At 36.4% G+C, this 19,174-nt stretch carries 12 protein-coding genes, 2 tRNA genes and 2 pseudogenes; 12 read left to right on the forward strand and 4 right to left on the reverse strand.

What is annotated here, in order from left to right; translation table 11 throughout:
* The first annotated feature begins 11 nt into the window (after positions 1-11).
* The 3 genes from GGR08_RS01910 (at position 12) to GGR08_RS01920 (ending at position 4,306) form a co-directional block, all read left to right on the forward strand.
* Complete coding sequence (locus tag GGR08_RS01910) at positions 12-2,384, forward strand: mechanosensitive ion channel domain-containing protein (protein WP_183193726.1); 2,373 nt, start codon at positions 12-14, stop codon at positions 2,382-2,384.
* Entirely contained in the window at positions 2,381-2,653 is a 273-nt protein-coding gene (locus GGR08_RS01915; protein ID WP_183193727.1) for a hypothetical protein, read from the forward strand. Before GGR08_RS01910 ends, GGR08_RS01915 begins: the two co-directional genes overlap by 4 nt.
* 747 nt (positions 2,654-3,400) lie before the next feature.
* Entirely contained in the window at positions 3,401-4,306 is a 906-nt protein-coding gene (locus tag GGR08_RS01920; protein WP_183193728.1) for an outer membrane protein, read from the forward strand.
* A gap of 607 nt (positions 4,307-4,913) precedes the next feature.
* Here GGR08_RS01920 and GGR08_RS01925 read toward each other — a convergent pair.
* Positions 4,914-4,999 (reverse strand) — tRNA-Leu (locus GGR08_RS01925).
* 145 nt (positions 5,000-5,144) lie between these two features.
* On the opposite strand from GGR08_RS01925, the gene ilvA reads away from it, so the two are divergent.
* The 3 genes and pseudogenes from ilvA (at position 5,145) to GGR08_RS01940 (ending at position 8,000) form a co-directional block, all read left to right on the forward strand.
* Positions 5,145-6,422 carry a threonine ammonia-lyase IlvA gene (ilvA, locus tag GGR08_RS01930; RefSeq protein ID WP_183193729.1) on the forward strand — a complete coding sequence of 426 codons (1,278 nt, stop codon included), beginning with the start codon at positions 5,145-5,147 and terminating at the stop codon, positions 6,420-6,422.
* Positions 6,423-6,522: 100 nt separating this feature from the next.
* A pseudogene (locus GGR08_RS01935) lies at positions 6,523-7,322 on the forward strand (DEAD/DEAH box helicase); the annotation flags it as partial.
* A gap of 312 nt (positions 7,323-7,634) precedes the next feature.
* Positions 7,635-8,000, forward strand: coding sequence for a hypothetical protein (locus GGR08_RS01940; RefSeq protein WP_246350080.1), 366 nt, complete (start codon positions 7,635-7,637; stop codon positions 7,998-8,000).
* A 952-nt stretch (positions 8,001-8,952) separates the two neighbouring features.
* Here the strand turns inward: GGR08_RS01940 and GGR08_RS01945 are convergent.
* On the reverse strand, positions 8,953-10,353 hold the full coding sequence (locus GGR08_RS01945; protein ID WP_183193730.1) for an amino acid permease: 1,401 nt from the start codon (positions 10,351-10,353) through the stop codon (positions 8,953-8,955).
* Positions 10,354-11,203: 850 nt separating this feature from the next.
* Positions 11,204-12,781: a TerC family protein gene (locus tag GGR08_RS01950; RefSeq protein ID WP_183193731.1), complete on the reverse strand. Its 1,578-nt coding sequence runs from the start codon at positions 12,779-12,781 to the stop codon at positions 11,204-11,206.
* Between the two features lie 433 nt (positions 12,782-13,214).
* Between GGR08_RS01950 and GGR08_RS01955 the strand changes: the two genes are divergently transcribed.
* Positions 13,215-13,290 (forward strand) — tRNA-Lys (locus GGR08_RS01955).
* A gap of 593 nt (positions 13,291-13,883) precedes the next feature.
* On the opposite strand, the gene GGR08_RS01960 is transcribed toward GGR08_RS01955, so the two are convergent.
* Positions 13,884-14,414 (reverse strand): helix-turn-helix domain-containing protein, encoded by a 531-nt coding sequence (locus GGR08_RS01960; protein WP_183193732.1) that lies wholly within the window; start codon positions 14,412-14,414, stop codon positions 13,884-13,886.
* Positions 14,415-14,566: 152 nt separating this feature from the next.
* Here GGR08_RS01960 and GGR08_RS01965 point away from each other — a divergent pair, with 152 nt between their 5' ends.
* The 5 genes and pseudogenes from GGR08_RS01965 to GGR08_RS01985 all read left to right on the forward strand — a co-directional run bounded on the left by GGR08_RS01965 (position 14,567) and on the right by GGR08_RS01985 (position 18,916).
* Positions 14,567-14,860 carry a helix-turn-helix domain-containing protein gene (locus tag GGR08_RS01965; protein ID WP_183193733.1) on the forward strand — a complete coding sequence of 98 codons (294 nt, stop codon included), beginning with the start codon at positions 14,567-14,569 and terminating at the stop codon, positions 14,858-14,860.
* A gap of 194 nt (positions 14,861-15,054) precedes the next feature.
* Positions 15,055-15,453, forward strand: a complete 399-nt coding sequence (locus tag GGR08_RS01970; RefSeq protein WP_183193734.1) for a hypothetical protein — start codon at positions 15,055-15,057, stop codon at positions 15,451-15,453.
* The gene (locus GGR08_RS01975) at positions 15,453-16,448 is read left to right on the forward strand and encodes a ParB/RepB/Spo0J family partition protein (RefSeq protein WP_183193735.1); all 996 of its coding nucleotides are present in this window, start codon (positions 15,453-15,455) and stop codon (positions 16,446-16,448) included. The genes GGR08_RS01970 and GGR08_RS01975 overlap by 1 nt, the downstream gene beginning before the upstream one ends.
* The gene (locus GGR08_RS01980) at positions 16,445-16,903 is read left to right on the forward strand and encodes a hypothetical protein (RefSeq protein ID WP_183193736.1); all 459 of its coding nucleotides are present in this window, start codon (positions 16,445-16,447) and stop codon (positions 16,901-16,903) included. Before GGR08_RS01975 ends, GGR08_RS01980 begins: the two co-directional genes overlap by 4 nt.
* Positions 16,900-18,916, forward strand: a pseudogene (locus tag GGR08_RS01985) (transposase domain-containing protein). The gene GGR08_RS01980 and the pseudogene GGR08_RS01985 overlap by 4 nt, the downstream one beginning before the upstream one ends.
* The last annotated feature ends 258 nt before the right edge of the window (positions 18,917-19,174 follow it).

Raw genomic sequence — 19,174 nt, forward strand, 5'->3', positions numbered from 1 at the left:
TTAAGGTAGATATGTATTTATTTTGTAGAAAAAACATCCACATACTTTTTTTTCTTTTGGGGATTATCTTTGTTTTTAATGCGGCTGCATGGGGAAATAGGGGGGAACAAAAGACAATTGTCGAACAAACAATAGCTTCTTATTCAGTTGATGAAATTATTCAGCAACAACAGATTATTATTAAGAATCTTGAAGAAAATACTCAAACTTTAAAAAAAGATTTTGACAGAAAATCAGAAGATGAGCGTGTTTTGGAAGAACTGCGATTGCGAGCTCAAGATATCAGTAGACGGGCCATAGAAGAAGCATTTGTTTTACGTTCTCCTCTTAATGAAATTAATGCACTTCTTGATCAGTTAATTGAGCTCAAGCATGATGTGAAAAAACTGAAAAGTTCAGTAAAGGAATATTCTTATTTGATAGAGCAAAAAAGTAAAATTAATCGTATAATGCTTCAGTTTGAAGCAATTTTTTTGGCTGCAAATAGAATAGCTGAACTTTCTATTTCTCAATCTCGTGAGCTTTTTAAACGCACACTTACATATAGGCTTGAGTTTTCGATGCCGATGGTTAAACAGCTCACTCAAAAAACAAAAGAGGCTTCATCAGATTTTCTTTTATTATTAGATTCTTGGTGGAATTTTATATTTTATTTCAAATTGTTACAATTCTTTCTTTCTTTTTCAATTCCACTTTTCATTACTATGGGCCTTTCGTATTTTTCTCATAAAGTTCTTGTATATGTGTGTGACCATTTTATGAATTCTAATGAGGAAATATCTTATTTACAACGCTTGTTGATCGCTTTTATTTCAGTTCTCTTACCTTCGCTTGTATGTACTCTTTGCGTTTATCTTGTACTGTTTTTGTTCCGGAATTTTAGCTTAGATCCAGGTAAACTTACAACAGTTTTTGATATGATTGGTTGTCAAATTGTTTTAGTATTTTTAATTAATCGCTTATCTATTGTTCTTTTATCCCCAAATAGGTTTCAGGTACGTCTTTTTAATGTTACACCATCATCTGCTTCTCAATTAGTGATTTTGCTTACTTCTTTAGGTGGCGTTTTAGCATTTGATGCTGTTCTGGAGAGTATTTATCAAATTATTTCAGCTCCTCTATCTTTGACGATTGCTAAAAGTTTTATTACTGTTTTCATTGGAGCACTATTGCTGTTTATAATAGCATGTGTACCTTTGCGATTTAAATGTAGGAGTTTTCAAGGAAAAAAAAGAGAGCCATATTTTTGGTCATTTTATATACGCATTCCTCTTATTGTCTTGGGGGTATTGCTGTTTGTGTTGAATTTTTTAGGCTATGTTGGTTTAGCACGTTTTGTTATGCAGCAGGTGATGATTGGTGGAGCATTTTTAGTTCTCATGTATTTAGGAATACAAAGCGCTCAAGCACTTGGAACTAAAGGGCAATTTATGAAAACAACGATTGGTCATCTTTTGATGCAGAGGTTTCATTTAGAAGAAAAAACGATGAATCAATTGGGAATTGTTATGAGCGGTTTTCTCAATTTATTTGTTGTTGTATTTTGTGCAATGCCAATAGCCGTACAGTTTGGATTTTCCTATTATGATTTGAAAGCAGTATTGTGGCAATTGGTTGCTGGTTTTCAGATTGGAAATATTACTCTTTCTTTGATTTCTCTTGGAACAGGAATTATTTCTTTTTGTGTTTGCTGGTTCTTTATTCGTCGATTTATTGGTTGGCTAGATAGTGTGCTGTTGATCCATGCAGAATTCGATTCTGGTATACGTAACTCTATCAAGACAGTTGTAAGTTATGGTGGCGTTATTGTGTCTGCTTTGATAGGATTATCAATGGCAGGTTTGGATCTTAGAAATTTTGCTCTTATAGCTGGAGGACTTTCACTTGGTATAGGTTTTGGTTTACAAAATATTGTTCAAAACTTTGTTTCCGGACTTATTATTTTAGTTGGAAGACCATTTAAAATAGGGGATTATATAGAATCTGGATCGGTAAGTGGTGTGGTTAAGCGTATTAGCGTGCGTGCCACGGAACTTGAGACACCTCAGCGTAAGGCTATTATTATTCCCAATTCAAGCCTTATTAATAATAACGTAAGTAATTGGACTAGGCGTAATAAAATAGGACGAATTGATATTCCAGTTACTACTGCATCTAAAGTTTCTCCAGAGCATGTTGCTGAAATTTTGTTAGAGATTGCTTCAGCGACAGAAGGAGTTTTAAAAAATCCTAGTCCCCAAGTGATTTTTACTGCATTTGATTGTAAGAGTTTTTCCTTTAATTTGGCTATTTATGTCCCTAACATTACTTCATCTTCTCATGTAACCAACGCTCTTCGATTTGTTTTATATAAGCGTTTTGCTGAGGAAGGAATCTTACAATGATAAAATATACTCATGCTTTGATGACAGTTATTTTGTTAAGTATTTTTACCATAACGACTTTTGCCGCAACAGTGAAGAATACTGATTTAAAGGCACAATTTATCATGGTTGTTGAAGGAAGTATACCTTCAAAAATTTCTTTAACTCCTCATCAAACAATTACAATTTGTATGAAGGGATGTTTTATAACTTTTCCTAATAAAGACCGTTTTGCAATAAAGGCAGATGATAATATAGAAATCAGTAGGGGTAGAGCAATTTTTAAATGAGATAAGTTTTAGAAGGATAATGATATTGCCTGTGTTAATGACCTCATAGTTTAAAAGTGGTAGAAAAAGGCGTGAGCTTAGTGAAAGTTAGGTGTATTTTTTATATATGTAGAATCTATATTATGCAGATCAGATGTAAAAATACTTAGGTATTTTTATTAATATATTTCAATAAATATCAATTTTTAAAAATAATTACTTCATTTCAGAATTTGTCTCATGAAAAAATTATTAAATATTTGATTTAATGATTTTTATGCGGGAATTTTTATGAAAAAGGTATTATATTTTCTTAAATTTTAACAGTGGAATATATCTATAGTATGCATATCATATATAAAAATACTTAGGTATTTTTATATATTTCAATAAATATCAATTTTTAAAAAATGATTACTTCACTTAAAATTTTATCTCATGAAAAAATTATTAAATATTTGATTTAATGATTTTTATGCGGGAATTTTTATGAAAAAAGTATTATGTTTTCTTAAATTTTAACAATGGAATATATCTATTATTATATATAATATTATATAAATTATTAATTATTAATAATATTTTAAAAGTTATTAAAATTTATTTGATAAAATTTAATTTTGATGTAATGATATATTTTTATAGTAATATATTTAAATGTGACTATAAAGGAGTACATGTGATTTTTAAGCATAAAATTTTATAAAACTTTATTTTTCTAAATGTTATTTTTGATTATATTTAAATTTAGCAATGAGGTATAATTTTATGAATACAAAATTTATAACAGCCTCCGTTTTTTCTTTGGTTTCATCTTCTATAGTACAAGCGGCAGATGTGGTGGCTCGCGAAGAGCTAGTACATGGTACTGCAGAAGTTGTTGCTTCTTCACCTTTTTCTTGGGCGGGTTTTTATTTTGGGGGTCAAGTTGGTGGCTTTTCAAGTAAAATCTCCGCACTAATGCCTGATGGTGATATTCCTCTTTATCCTGATGAGGCGAGTAAAAGTAAAACATGGGTATCCGTCGAGAAACAGTATGTGCCTGATCTTTCTGGATTCGTTGGTGGTCTTTATGCGGGTATAAATTTTGATCTCGGTAATAATTTTATTGTGGGAATTGATTCAGATATTCTTTTGACGGAAAAAAAGAATACAAAAACTATCCTTTTGTCGGAAAAAAAGAATACAAAAACAAAGTTTCAGATTAATGAATCTGGAGCTGTTGGCTTGGGTACTGAGGGAACTGATACTGAGCATAAAAGTCACAAAAGGGTAAGCTTTGATGCAGAGCATACAGAAGAAATAGAAGAAAAGGATAATGTAGCTTATAATCATACTTTAAAGCAAAAATGGACTGGTGCCACACGAATGCGTGTTGGGTTTTCTGCTCATCGTGTGATGCCTTATATTGCTGGTGGCGTTACTTATGGAAAATTTCAGGATGTTATGTCAGTAGTATTTGCAGGATCTGAGCCTTTAAAAGCAATATCGGATGCGACAGAGACGATGATTGGCTATACTCTTGGGGGTGGCGTTGACTTTGCAATGGCAGATAATCTTGTTTTACGTGCAGAATATCGTTACTCAGATTTTGGTAAAAAGAAATTTAAAGACGATATTGAAGTTAAGTATAAGACGAATGATTTTCGTGCAGGAATAGCTTACAAATTTTAGTTTTTGTGAGATTAAAGTAGGTTAGTAGTTTAAGAGGTCCTATCTTTGGTAGGGCCTTTGTTTTTTTAAATTTTATGCATTGTAAATGCTATTTTATAGTGAAAAAAAGAGGCTTTGACTTTGAATGACGATGAGAAAGGAAGGGAGCGTTATCTGGATTGTTAATGGTTAAGAATAAGCAATTTTTAGTTTACAAGGTGTGGATGAAGTATTTGTTTGCGAAGAAAGAATGATTCGTTTTTCATATTATTACAGTTTCATTTGATGATATCATTATAGATTTGTGAAAAGTAAATCCAAAGATAATTATCTTCTAAATAATAAGAAATTGAAGTTTTCATCGGTTGGTGCGACGGCGGTGCACCTATTTTTTCTTTATTTAGAATTCTCTACGCTATCACCTGATTGCGCGTTTTACTTTTTTATATATTTATAACTAACTGTTTTTATTTGATTTTATTTATAAAATTGCCTTTTGTATATAATCTTGCTATCAAATGAAATCGCTCCAAGTGCGATTCAAAAGGTGGTTTAGAAGGTGGTTTAGAAGGTGGTTTAATTTTTTCTAATTTCTAATACTGAAAAATAAGGGGAAATCCACATATCGTGGTGCGGACGGCGGGACTTGAACCCGCAAGGCCTTTAGCCGGCAGATTTTAAGTCTGCTATGTTTACCGTTTTCATCACGTCCGCGATAAGAGTTCTCTCATAAGCTATATCTTTTATTGAATCAAGAATTAATGACAAAAGAAATTTTTTTTGTTTTTTTAGTGAAATTTTGACTGACAATAGTTTCGTTTATAGCTAGAAAAAGTCTTAATAATATACAAAGCATGAAATGATTAATGTTATGGGTAAATTTATTCAAGCCGTTACAAAAGCGATGGGGGAATTGCAGCACGTGTTTGCTGAAACGCCACTTCAAAAAAATGATTTTCTTAGTCAAAAGTATGATGCAGAAATTTATTTGAAGCGTGAAGATTTAACACCAGTGCGGTCTTATAAGATTCGTGGTGCTTTCAACTTTGTTTCAGAAATGCTTAGCAGTATATCGCTAGATTCTGTATTTGTTTGCGCGTCAGCGGGAAATCATGCTCAAGGTCTTTCATTTGTTTGTCGTTATTTTAAACGTAAAGGCGTGATTTTTATGCCTATGACAACGCCACAACAGAAAATTGAGAAGACGCGTATTTTTGGTGAAGAGTTTATTGATATTCGTTTGGTTGGTGAAACATTTGATCAATGTTATAAAGCTGCGCAATCTTTTGTCGTCGAGAGCGGGGGTGTGATGGCACCCCCTTTTGATGATATTCGCATTATTACGGGGCAGGCAACAGTGCTCTGCGAAGCTGCTTTGCAATGGAAAAAACTCAATGGAGAAGGTGAGCCAAATTTAATGATTGTGCCGGTAGGAGGGGGGGGATTGGCAAGTGGGGTGAGTAAGTTTTTACGTGAATATGGTTGGAATACAAAGCTTTGTTTTGTAGAGCCGCAAGGAGCTGCAAGTTTGCTTGCTTGTTTGAAGGGTGGAAAACGTGTTAAACTGGAAAGTATCGATACATTCGTAGATGGTGCTGCGGTGGCTGAAATTGGTGCACTAAATTATACAATTTTAAAGCAATTTTCTCCTGATTGTGTCATTACAGTTCCTGAAAATCGCGTTTGTTCTACGATGGTTGAAATGCTTAATATTGAAGGTGTGGTTCTTGAACCGGCAGGTGCTTTATCGATTGATGCACTGAATAGTATTCCTCCTCGAGAGTTAAAGGGCAAAAAAATTCTTCTCGTTATTTCAGGAGGTAATTTTGATTTTGAGCGTTTGCCAGAAATTAAAGAGCGTTCTTTACGTTTTCAAGGCTTGAGAAAATATTTTATTTTTAGTTTTCCACAACAGCCTGGTGCATTGCGTCATTTTCTTTCTACATTATCACCGGATGATGATATTGTGCGTTTTGAATATCTTAAGAAATCAGCGAAAAATTTTGGTTCTGTATTGATTGCGATTGAAACAAAAAAATACGGTAATTTTTGTCTTTTAGAGGAAAAATTTCAAGCGTTAGGTTGGCACTATCGTGATATTACTAACGATCAAACATTATTTGATTTTGTTATTTGAGGGACTAAAATTTTACTAAAACAAGAGATATAACAATAAAATGCATTTTTTATTTTGCGTTATTTAAAATGTCAAGGGGTTTTCTTGCTTGGGTTCTTGAGTGGAGAGTTTTGCTGATTACTCTACTCGTTTGGTTAAGAATTTACTTATTTACTGGGATGAGTAAATCTGAGCCTATATAAGAAAAAGTTATTCCGGCTCTGTTGAAAGGACACGATATTTTAGGTATTGCGTAGACAGGTTCTGGAAAAACCTGGGCATTTGGCTTATCTACTTTAAATCAGGTTTTTGCTTTAGGTGATAAACGCTGTTCGAAGCTTGCGCGCGCTTTGATTTTATTTCCAACCCGTGAACTTACTGTTCAGATTGATGAGACAATTTGCGCTGTGCCAAAAGTGGCACATCTTTTTATGTATTTTATTTTTTGGGGGGGTATTACGTTTAAAATAGATTAGACGTATGGAGCTAGGTGTGGAGGTTTTGATAGCAACTCCGGGGCATTTTGAGGGATTTTGTTCGCAAAAAGTGTGTTGATTTTTCTTAAACTCGTTTTTTGATTTTGGATGAAGCAGATCGTATGTTGGATATGGAATTTATTCATGATATCAAGCAAATTTCAAAGATTTTGCATCAAGGGTGTCAGACAGCACCTTTTCTGCTACGATGCTAAAAGGAATTGCTATGCTTGCACAATGTTGACTTAATGACTCGGTTTAGATTGAAGTTTTCCCTCAAAGAACTGTGGTGACAGAAATTAATCAAAAATTATATTGTATTCTTACGAGTGAAGAAAAGGATATTTTAAATAAAGTTTTGATAAAACCAGCTTTTACTTCGATTATTATTTTTACTCGAATTAAATATGGAGCTGAAGCTGCCACGCGCAGTTTAGCAAAGATGTAATATTTATTTGCAACAACAAATTGATTTATAATGATAATTCATTGCTTTGTATAATATATAAAGAGTAAGTAAAATACAATAGTTATGTCTAATATGAGGGAATTGATGAATCTTGATTTTATGATGTTTTTTGATTCTATCTCTAATTTTTTTATAGCTTCAAGAGTTAGTCTTTTACGATTTGCGTTCTTTGTGTAGAGAGATGCCATCATAGTATCATTATGGCAATTGCTGGATATATGATAATGCTTTTATTTTAAATCCTGCCCATATTTATGAAACTAAGGTTTTTAATAATGGGTAATGTTTATGGCAAAGCCCATGTATGTGACTGTGCCCGCGTTTATGAAAATGCCTATGTTCATGCTGTTGTTAGGGGTGCTGCAAAAATTTATGGCAAGGTCGATGGAAATGCTAACGTGGGGAGGGTATACTGAGATTTACGGTTCTGTTTATGGAAATGCAAAAGTGACTGGTCATCATACCATTAGAGGTTTGGTGCATGGCAATGCAAGATTAAAAAGAGATGGTTATTCATATACAGAACAGAATCCTTATTATGTATATGGGATTCCTAAAGATTGTGAAATTTATGAAAATGATACCGTTGTAAAGATTAGTAAAAATAACGCGAGGGCTGTTTTTATAGCAAAAAAGAAAGCCGTGCTCTTATGAACGCGGCTTTTATATTTCAAAAATAATTATAGATAAGGAGAATTAATTACAAAAAAACAAATAGAAAATCACATATTTTTTGTATAAATGCAAGTATATTTTTATCAAGTTGAATTAATTAATAAATGGTGCTATATTCTAAAGCATACAGAGTGTAAGAACTTTCTTATGCAACGTTATGATGGCACTGTATTCTCGTTGTTTTTCAAGTTGAAGCGATATTCCTGTTTAAAGATATCACAAAAGATGTGCCTATTAAGACACGTTTTTTTTGTATATTAGCGCTTGTAATTTTATACATAATGTTCTATATTCCAAAGAATAACCTGAGAAATTGATAAAGTCATGAAAAACCTTGTTATGTGTTTACATAACAGGGTTTTCTTTTATGCTAGGATTTGGTTTTCTCTATTATGTTTAGCTGAGGATTTTTTTCTAAAATTTCTTTATTCATTTTGGGGAAATTTCTTTAAGTTAAAATCCTTCCTTCTGAAACATGAACTAGCTAAGTAATAAAGAAAAAATATTATAAATTAATTCCATATATTATAAAAATTAATTTATTGAAAATTTTAATTTTTAATATTTTATACATATTAAAATAGAATATATATTATAATGTAATTTTATAGAAAAAATGTAAATAAAATTATAAAAATATTTATTATATAAAATTTAAAATGCGTTAAAATTTAAAAAAAATGAAAGTGTATTTAAAATAAATTTGAAAAATATTTTCGTAGAATTTTTTATTGTAGATAGTTATTAGGATATATTCTGTTTGAAACTAGAAAAAATTCGCATACAAATTTTATTTTTCTACTTTTTTAGATAAAATTTAAATGTTTGATTAATAAAAAATGTATGTAGAATTCAGAGAGAATTCTTTGCAGATAGCTCCTGTCTTCTGTGGAAAAAGGGTAACTTTAGTTACCCTTTTTTTGAGATGTTTTTATTTACTATTTGGAGTTGTATGTTTTCTTACGAACATAAAATACATTGTACCTAAGAAAATAAACCAAACTATACTATATTTTAAGGCTGTTAGAGTGTCAGGTTCTAATGTTAACAAATAGAGCATGAAGGCAAAGAAAACTAAGATTATTCCACACATGATAACACCTCCCGGCATTTTATAGATGGATTCAGCATGCAGATGAGGATAATTGCGGCGATACACAATATAGCTAATTAAAATTACAGACCATACGAATAAAAACGCAATGGCTGAAATACTAGTTACAATTGTAAAAGCACTTATGAGGCTTGGAGAGAGTGAGGCAATTGTATATCCTATTAAAATACATAAGCAGGAAAAGAATAGAGCATTAGCTGGAACGTGGTATTTGGAGAGTTTACCTAAAAGTGGAGGGGCACCTTTTTGTGTTGCAAGCCCGTATATCATACGGCTAGTAGAAAAAATACCACTATTTGCTGAAGAGGCAGCTGAGGTGAGAACGACAAAGTTTACCAAGCCAGCAGCTATCGGAATGCCTGCAAGTAAAAACATTGATACAAAAGGGCTTTTATCTGGAACAATTTGGTCCCAAGGTGTGACAGACATAATTACAGTGAGCGAAAAGATGTAAAAAAGTACAATTCGGACCGGTATTGCATTAATTGCTTTTGGGAGAATTTTTTTAGGTTCTTTTACTTCAGCGGCGGTTGTTCCAGCAATTTCTATCCCAACAAAAGAAAAAATGGCAATTTGAAATCCAGCAAAAAAGCCTGTTATTCCTCGTGGAAAAATATTTCCATCGTTCCATACGTGATTGAGAGAAGCAACCGTGCCATTTGGAGAGGTAAAGCCCGTAGCGATCATATAAAATCCAACAAAAATTAATGCTAAAATTGCTAGGACTTTGATGAGACCAAACCAGAATTCAAGTTCACCAAATAGTTTTACGGCAAAGAGGTTAGAGATTAAAAAGACACTAATACAAGCAAAAACGGTAAACCATGGATTGAGTGTTGGCCACCAAAAGTTCATATAAGTAATAATGGCGATAATATCAGCAGCTCCAGTTACAATCCAGCTCAACCAATAGCTCCAACCAACAAAAAAGGCAATTCCTGGTCCTAGCATATCGCTTGAAAAATCAATAAGAGATCGGTATTGTGAATTAGAAACCAATAATTCTCCCATAGCACGCATGACAAAGTATAGAGCAAAACCAATAATAGCATAAACGAGTATGATGGATGGACCTGCTACACTAATTGTTTTTCCTGATCCCATGAAGAGACCTGTTCCAATAGCACCACCAATGGCTATGAGTTGTACATGTCGGTTGTGTAGTCCACGCTGCAATTTATCGTGAGAATTATCTTTTAAATTTTGTTTGTAGTTCATTTTTTTGGGGTTCCCTTTAATTATTTTGAGATTAAATTACATTAAAAAAGGCATCATTTTATATCGAAGCATGATATAAATGAGGTGTAAAGAAAAAAATGTTTTTTATGATTTCATGTGGATAAAGAAAAGAATATGGTTTTGAAAAAAGATAATGTTTTCCTCTTAAATAGTGTAGCATATATTTGAATATGAAGTTTTTTATTATTTTGATAACAAATAAATGGCGAATAAAAATACTTCGCATTCTAGGAGGATTTTAAAATTATTTCAGAAAGTTTTGAGGATTTTTTCTTACTTTTTTAAATTTGTTCTTTGGAATCAGGATCTTATTATGTTCTTCATAATAGGGATAGTTTTGATTTTTGTTCAAATAGCATTAGAGAGTTGTCATTTTATTTAGGAAAAGCTTTAATGACGGGGAATTAAAATGATTTTTAAAAACACTTTATTTATTTTTATAATGCTCTCATCAGTGAAAAGTGGTCACTTTTGTTTTATGAAGGAAAAGAGGAATCCCATAGCTTCTTTCTTCTAAAGAAATTCACATTGTTTATACGAAAATCCTTGAACCTGTGATAAAGAAATGCAGCGTAATTCAATTATACAAAGAAAATAAGAAAGAATATGGGTTACTATGTTGTATACATATCGTTATTTTCTCTTTTAATATTCTTTCCAAATCATCAATGAAAACTTTTTTGTGCTGAAAGTAGGTTGATAATTTAACTTTTATCTATCTATTATTTCACGCTTGAAAAAATATAAAAACATGCCAACGTGATTAATTTCACTTTTCTATTTTTTCATTTTCTAATGATAAGAAAGATTTTTTATTCACCCTTATTTATCAAGAGAGTTGGCTTTTTTCTGGTAATACAAGTGGAGAAATAAGGATTTTAGATATATTGCGGCGTTCCATTTCGATAACTTTAAAGCGTAAACCTTCAATTTCAAAACTTTCTCCTTCATTGGGTAAATGGCCAAATTGCCAAAGCATAAAGCCTGCTAGAGTCGTATAACGATCTGCTTCATCAACAAGATTACGCCCAAGATAACCGCTTAAACGGCGGATATCAGCATATCCCTCTACAAGAAGATTTCCATTTTCAAGTTGTTCTGCGATCATGAGTTCTTCATCGTCATCAGGAAAGTCACCTGCAATAGCTTCAAGAATATCGGTTGGTGTTGCAATCCCTTCAAAAGATCCGTGTTCATCAACAATAATTGCAAGTTGAATTGAAGAATGACGCAATTGCTCCATTAATCGTAAAACACTTGTGTTTTCATGAACAACGAGGGGTTCTCGCATAGCTTTTTTCCAATTAATTTTTTTTCCTTCAGCCAAATTCAAAAGAAGATCTTTTGTCAATGCAACGCCAACAAATTCATCCACTTTTTCACGCGCAAGAATTAAGCGGCTGTGTTTAACTTTTTGTAATTCTTCACGCATTTCATTTTCATCAGCATTTAAATCTAACCACTCAATCTCATTACGGGGTGACATAATAGAGCGGACAGGACGATCAGCTAAATCGAGAACGCCACGAATCATCTCCTTTTCTTCTGGTCTAAACAATTCAGAAGCTGCGGCCTGTTCAGCAATAACATCTACAGTCTCAGCAAGATTACTATCTTTGATTCCTCCTCCTAAGAGTCTCAAAACAGCATCAGCGGTTTTACTCCGTAGATCATTAGTTGTAATCATTTTTTCACGGTTTCGACGTCCGATTTGATTAAAAACTTCGATGAGAACAGAAAAGCCAATAGCCGTATACAAATATCCTTTTGGAATATGAAAACCAAATCCTTCAACAATAAGAGTAAAACCAATCATCATCAAAAATCCAAGACAAAGGATTACAATAGTGGGATGACGATTAATAAAATGCATAAGTGCACCCGATCCACACATCATTACTCCCATAGCAGCAATGACTGCGATATACATAACTACTGCCTGCTCTTTTGCAATCATACCTGTTGCGGTAATAATACTATCTAGTGAAAAAATGGCATCCAGCACAACGACTTGAACAATTACTTGCCAAAAAACAGCATAAGAAACGCCAGTTTTTCTTTCATGTGATACTCCTTCTAACCTTTCATGTAATTCTAGTGTTCCCTTTGCCAGCAAAAAAGCTCCGCCACCGATTAAAATAAAGCTATGCCAACTAAATACAAAAGATGAAAGTGAAAGAATTACTGTGTCGAGCTTCATAATCCACCCAATAACTGTAAGGAGGAAAAGCCGCATAATTAATGCTAAAGTAAGGCCTATAAAGCGTGCACGGTTGCGCAAATGCAGCGGTAATTTTTCAGCTAAGATTACAATAAAGATAAGATTATCTATTCCTAAAACAATTTCGAGAAAAACCAACGTGACCAAACCAAACCACGCATGCGGATCAGTGATCCATTCCATCATTTTCTACCTTTAAAAAGCTTAAAAGTGTGCATTTGACAAAAAATCATGAGCTTTTATTCGTATATTGGATCATGGATGTTGAATGTAAAAAACTTACATCAAAGAAAAACAACAACAAAATATTGCTTAAATGCATGTGATTATTGATAAAACAAAATGATGCCCCATCTCGTCTATAACCACAAGAAGGTTCCTCTAAATTTTGCTCGGGCATTATGCTCGATAATCCTCCAACTATAGATTCCGTCTAACAATCAGAATATTTATTTATAAAGCCCCTTATAATGGGTTCATTTTTATGTAAGATCAAGTAGCGCATATCACATTTTTAACCTTACAGACAATGAGGCTATATAAAAAATTATAAAATATCTAGACATTCAATCTTAGGAACGTTATAGAGGCGCTCATTCTCATCCTCTGAGAAATTTATGGGTGATTAGCTCAGCCGGTAGAGCAGCTGACTCTTAATCAGCGGGTCGAGGGTTCGATTCCCTCATCACCCACCATTTATTTTATAGCATGAATAATTTATTGTTGCATAAACTTTTTTAAAATATGAGATGCTAAATAAAATTGGGGAATAGAATTTCCCCATCTGCGTTTATTTAAGTGTAGATTCTTGCTATAGCTTGTCATCAAGTTTTGTAGATTTTAACACTAGTGTATTTTGACAGTAGGTTTTGCATTAAATGGGAAAAGCTAGGATTAGGTAGGAATACGTGGTAATTTGTTGTTTTTATGTATAAAATTTAGCATTAAAAGCGCGTTTTGTCAAAATAGATTTTGACACCTAAAATTGTAAAAAAGAGCTAAAAAGAGTGAAAATCAGAAAAAAGAGCGTTTTTATGGTAAAAATGAAAGAAGGCTTTGAAAAGTCTGTGAAAGCCCAGAAAACCGCCTTTGAAGACCCTTTGAAAAAAATCCAATAAAATGTGAAACGCATTGCAAAATCAGCCAAAAATGACCAAAAAAGCAAAAAAGATATGCGCCATATGGCGCGTTTCTATTTTTTGCAAATATAATTCTTTAAAAACAAAGTGTTATTACAATTTCTTCATGTAAGGAGAAACGCGCCTGTATTTTTCATTTTAAAGGAACATTACGCCGTATCTTGTGTAGCTTCTAGATGTACTCTTTTAGCTTCGATTTGACGCTTTAAATGAATCTTAAGAAGAGGAAAAGTCGCTTCGACTTCTTCCATATCGTTGATGTTTTGAACAAGCTCTTGCAGTTTTTTATAAAGTTCCGCCGCGAGTTCCGCTATATCTTCAGGGGGGAGTTTTATTTTTGCATCGCGATAGGTTGTATAAGCTATGCGACCGAGTTTTTTCATGAGTCCAGTAGGGATAGTTTGTGGTTTAAAACCTGCTGCTTTCGCTTTTGCCATGTCGCTAAACATTTCGCCTTCACCCGTAACAAGCCAATGAGGATTAATGTTATAGGCTGTATAATAAGCATTAATTACTGATGATGGTGGCTCATGTGCCCCAATTTCATAATTGGCAAGGGTATTACGTTGTAAATTAAGGCGTTGCGCAAAAATACTCCGTTCTTCGTTTCCGAATATTCGTCTTATTTCACGCAACCGCTTTGCCAGTGGTGTTTTAGGTTCTACTTCCGGACGTGCCAAAAAAATTACCTCAACACCAAATAAATTGTTTGCAAAACAATTTATTTGGTATATACCTATTATTACCGCCCGCTATTGAGGGCAGATATTCTACCATTAACCCCACAAAAAACGGATGGTTTGAGCATCCGTTTAAAGCAGGAGCGAAACTTATGACAACCACACAAAAATGGGATCGCCATAGTATTTTAGCTGAGCTACGCCGCCGTAACATGACCTTGGCGGAGCTCGCGAAAGCTTATCAACTATCGTCATCCAGTGTTCAACATATCTGGACACGGTCTAACGAGAAAGCCGAACGTGCTATTGCCGATTTTATCGGTTTGCCCGTCGAGCAAGTTTTTTACGACCGCTACCCCAAAAGTCGCCGTCGCATTTTTAAAGCAGCAAAACATGCCAATACAGATTCGGCAACACAGTCCGCATTGCGCGGTAATGCTGCTTGAATTCCGTTACACGGCTTTGCGTTTTTGCGCATTTGCCATGAATTTAAATACCATAAGATAAAAAGGTTTATCAATGTCTAAAGATCAGTACGAAATAGGCAAGATAAATTGCATAGAGTTGCATCATAGAACAGCCGTTTGGGTAGTTTTGTTTTCCATAGGTGGTAAGCGGATTTTACTAATGGGGGATGGTTATGGTTGCAGCTTATAATTTATGGATGCCAGAGGCAAAAAGAGAAATTTTTAATCCTTATTCAGAAGCTGAGCGATTACAAATGATGCTTTCCTGTTCTTTAAAAGCAGTGAGTGGAGGCTTTCGACATATACCGATACGGTATATTATTGACCCCCCGCATGGCTTATTTGATGCGATATTAGCACGGCAGATTGCTATTCATATTTTGCATTATCAATTTGAGGTGCCGCGGCGGCGTATTGTTGCCATGCAAGTACGGAAGCAGACTGCTATCTTTCTTGCTTTGCAAGTGATTAACCGGCGTTTGGAAGAACCCGTTTTTGCGAAAGCTTATCGAAGATGGGCGGGGCGTGCGATGGATTTATTCTTTAAAGAGATCAGAAAGGCGGCAGCGTGATGGCACAGTTTCAAAAGCTTGCTCTTGATGTGATTGTGGTGCCGGAGCGTATACGCCCTGTAGATGATGAGCATGCCAAGGCACTTGCACAATCAATAGTGCGGGAGGGATTGATGAATCCGATTACGGTGCGCCATACTCCCAATGCTAAGGAAGGCAATTATACGCTTATTGCTGGTGCGCATCGGCTTCGTGCTGCTGAGCTTTTGGGCTATAGTGACATTGATGCGGTTGTGGTGCAGGCTGATAAGGACAATGCCGCGCTTTTAGAAGTGGCTGAAAACCTGTTTCGCAATGAATTGTCAGTGATTGATCGTGCACTTTTTGTCCAGACTTACCGCGAATTGTGGGAAAAGAAGTATGGGGAAATTAAGGTTGGTGGGGACGGTAGTAATCAACATAAAGTCAAAAAAGAGCAATTGGGTAAAGTTTATCCTATTGCTCAAATCAGTGATAATGCCTCTTCAAATGACAATAAAATCGGGTGTGAAGGAGACAAAGTGGCAAAGGTGCAAGTTGCACCTTTGATCGGTGGTGATGCACATTTAAAGCAATTGGGCCAAGTTGACCCTATTGCTCAAATGGAGGGAGAAGATGGCAAGAGGAGAACTTTATCTTTTGCTAAACATGTGGCGGACCGCATTGGTTTTTCTCAAGATGTTGTAAAACGTCTTAACTGTATTGCCCAACATTTACAGACGGAGTTGCGCTCTGTTTTGCGGGGGACAGCATTGGCGGATAATCAAGCGCAGTTGTTAAAATTAGCCAAGATGGAGCCGGTTGCGCAACGGCGGGTGGCGATTGCGCTCCAACAGGTTGAGGGGGTTTTACGGCGGGCTGTTGATTTGGTCAATGGGGTTAATACGCCGCCGCAAATTAATGAACAGGAACGGATTTTTGCGCAGTTATTAGAGGTGTGGCAGAGAGCAGATGCGCAGACAAAGGCGCGGTTTTGTGATTATCTTGCAAGAGAACGAGGGGAGGTGCTGTCATGAAGAGGCATGGTTGCGGGCAGCTTGATTTTTTCCAAAAGCCGGTTTTTCCCTGTCGTGAACCCGTTGCGCAGATTGATTTAGAGCGGTTTCGTTCTCGTATAAAGCGCGCTATGGCGCGGGCTTTGAGAGAATGCCGGTATGAGCGCAGTGAGATTGCAGAGCGCATGTCGCATTATTTAGGGATTGGGTGTTTAAGTAAGGCGAGTTTGGATGCTTATGTTGCAGAAAGTAAGCAGGTGGATATTTCTCTGCCGCGGTTTAAAGCCTTTGTGCGGGCGACAGAGGCATTTTGGCTCTGGGATGAGGTGGTGAGTGAAGATGGATTGTTGCTGTTGCAAGGAGATGAGGCGCGGTTAGCAGAAATTGCGCGGCTCCAGCAGGAACAGCGGGAGATTGCGGTGCGCTTGAAAGTCATGCGTGCAACGCCGGTGCAAATTAAACGGGGGCAGTCATGAAGGAATGGTTTACTATTGCTGAATTGGCTGAGGCGGCTTTGCCAGGGTTGCCTAAGAGTAAGGGTGGATTGCGTAAGATTTTGGCGACCACATGGCGTCATCAAAGTGGTTTGACATGTAAAGTTAAAGGGGTTTCTCGTCCTGTTGTGGAGGTTCACATTTCCTTATTACCGGAGGGGGCACGGACGGTATTGATAGTGCGCTGTGGTGGGGTGTGTGTTGCGCAACAAAGTCAAGGTGAGAAAAAAGCTGAGCAACGTGATCAAAAGACAAGTGTTTGGGAGCGTTATGAAGGGCTTTCCAAGGCACATAAAAGGCGATGTGAAGAGCGTTTGAAGGCACTTTGCTTTTGGGAAGATTTGCTCCATGCCGGTATGGGGGTGCATGATGCGGCAAGTTTGAGTGCTGTGCAATTTGGTGTGAGCCGGATGTCGCTTTTTAATTGGCGGCAGATGGTGGAGGGGGTATGAGCGCCCTGATTAGTTGGCAGCGCTTGCACCTTGTTATGGTGAGGAGAATGTTTCGCAATTTGCGCCGTGTCATGAGGGGGCGTGGGAGGTTTTTTGTTCGGATTATTTGCGCTCCTCTAAACCTGCTTTTTCGGCGTGTTATCGGCGGATGGTTTCGGTGGCGCAGGAGCGTGGTTTTGAGCCCATTCCTTCTGAGCGGGCTTTGCGGCGTCGTTTTAAGGCGGAAGTTTCCAAAGCGGTTGTGGTTTTAGCGCGTGAGGGAGAAGAAAAGGCAAAAAAGCTTTATCCGGCACAATGGCGTGATCGCTCAAGCCTGCATGCACTGCAAGCAGTGAATATGGATGGACATAAGCTGGATGTTTTTGTGAATGTTCCTTGGACAGAAAAGCCTGTGCGGCTTTATCTGATTGCCATTCAAGATCTTTATTCGGGCAAGATTTTATCGTGGCGCTTGTCGGATGCTGAGACTTGGGAAATCGTGCGTTTGGTGATTGGGGATATGGTGGAAGCTTATGGAATACCGGAGCGGATGACCTTGGATAATGGGCGTGCCTTTACCAGCAAGTGGATTTCTGGAGGTGTGCAAAATCGCTTTCATTTTAAGATTAAGCCGGATGATCCGCAAGGGCTTTTGACGAGTTTGGGTGTGCAATTGCAATGGACCACCCCTTATAGCGGACAGTCTAAACCGATTGAGCGGGCATGGCGTGATCTGGCAGAAGCGATTTCGAAACATCCCTTTTGTGCGGGGGCTTATACGGGCAATAAACCGGATGCCAAGCCTGAAGATTATGGCAAGCGCGCGATAGGATTTGAAGCGTTTAAAGCTCATGTTGGTGCGCAAATTGTGGCGCATAATGCGCAAGCGGGGCGTAAGGCGGTTAATTGTGCGGGGCGCAGTTTTGATGAGACCTTTACTGAGAGCTTGCAAGCCGAGGGGACGATTATTCGGCAAGCAACGGCGGCACAACGGGCTTTATGGCTTTTAACCTCTGAGGCATTGCGTGCGCAAAAGGGTACGGGCGAGATCCATTTTTATGGCAATCGTTATTGGGCGCGGGCGTTGAATGAGCATGCGGGGCAAAAGGTGATTGTACGCTTTGATTCGGATAATTTGCATCAAGATTTACGGGTTTATGATTTGAACAATCGGTTGCTTTGTTTGGCACCATGCCTTTGTGATGTGGGTTTTTATGACCAGCAGGCGGTGCGCTTGAATGGGCGTTTGCGTAAAGAATATGTGAAGGCTGTTAAAGCAGAAAAACAGCTAGCGGCAAAGCTTGCGCTTGATCACTTGGCTGATGTTTATGCCAAAGCTGCACCAAAGGAAGATGATTCAAAATCAAAGCCTCTCATCAAGCCAAAGGTTAGCTGCTTGGTTTTAAGCAATGTGGGGAATTTAGCTTTGAAAGCTAATAGTTGTGAAGATTTAGGGGATGATAAAGCTTTGGAGGCAGAAGAATTTAGTCAACATTTGCATAAAGCTTTAAAACGGCTTTCTGTTTCTGATAACGGGCGTGAAGTGGTTAAATTTCCACGATAAGAGGGATAAGAGAAGGAAGTTTTAAGGGGGACGATTTTGTATCGCGTACGGTTTGAAGCATTAACAAAGAAAGGGGGAGGAACCTTATTCATTTCAAAGTTTCAATCAACACATGAAGTTTTTAGGTATCTTTGCTTGATTGGGTGAGCTGTGTGGAGTGTTCATTACCTCTCAAGAGATAAAGAGAGGAGGATTTTCTAAGGAAGCCGATTTTGTATTGGGATTGGCATTGGCATAGAAAACCTCTTCAACTTCTCA

This window comes from Bartonella fuyuanensis (genome assembly GCF_014197255.1).
Classification (GTDB): Bacteria; Pseudomonadota; Alphaproteobacteria; order Rhizobiales; family Rhizobiaceae; genus Bartonella; species Bartonella fuyuanensis.

Coding starts and splice junctions, on each gene's coding strand:
- GGR08_RS01910 (WP_183193726.1), top strand. CDS start 12: ATGTATTTATTTTGTAGAAAAAACATCCACATACTTTTTTTTCTTTTG.
- GGR08_RS01915 (WP_183193727.1), top strand. CDS start 2,381: ATGATAAAATATACTCATGCTTTGATGACAGTTATTTTGTTAAGTATT.
- GGR08_RS01920 (WP_183193728.1), top strand. CDS start 3,401: ATGAATACAAAATTTATAACAGCCTCCGTTTTTTCTTTGGTTTCATCT.
- ilvA (WP_183193729.1), top strand. CDS start 5,145: ATGATTAATGTTATGGGTAAATTTATTCAAGCCGTTACAAAAGCGATG.
- GGR08_RS01940 (WP_246350080.1), top strand. CDS start 7,635: ATGGCAAAGCCCATGTATGTGACTGTGCCCGCGTTTATGAAAATGCCT.
- GGR08_RS01945 (WP_183193730.1), bottom strand. CDS start 10,353: ATGAACTACAAACAAAATTTAAAAGATAATTCTCACGATAAATTGCAG.
- GGR08_RS01950 (WP_183193731.1), bottom strand. CDS start 12,781: ATGATGGAATGGATCACTGATCCGCATGCGTGGTTTGGTTTGGTCACG.
- GGR08_RS01965 (WP_183193733.1), top strand. CDS start 14,567: ATGACAACCACACAAAAATGGGATCGCCATAGTATTTTAGCTGAGCTA.
- GGR08_RS01970 (WP_183193734.1), top strand. CDS start 15,055: ATGGTTGCAGCTTATAATTTATGGATGCCAGAGGCAAAAAGAGAAATT.
- GGR08_RS01975 (WP_183193735.1), top strand. CDS start 15,453: ATGGCACAGTTTCAAAAGCTTGCTCTTGATGTGATTGTGGTGCCGGAG.
- GGR08_RS01980 (WP_183193736.1), top strand. CDS start 16,445: ATGAAGAGGCATGGTTGCGGGCAGCTTGATTTTTTCCAAAAGCCGGTT.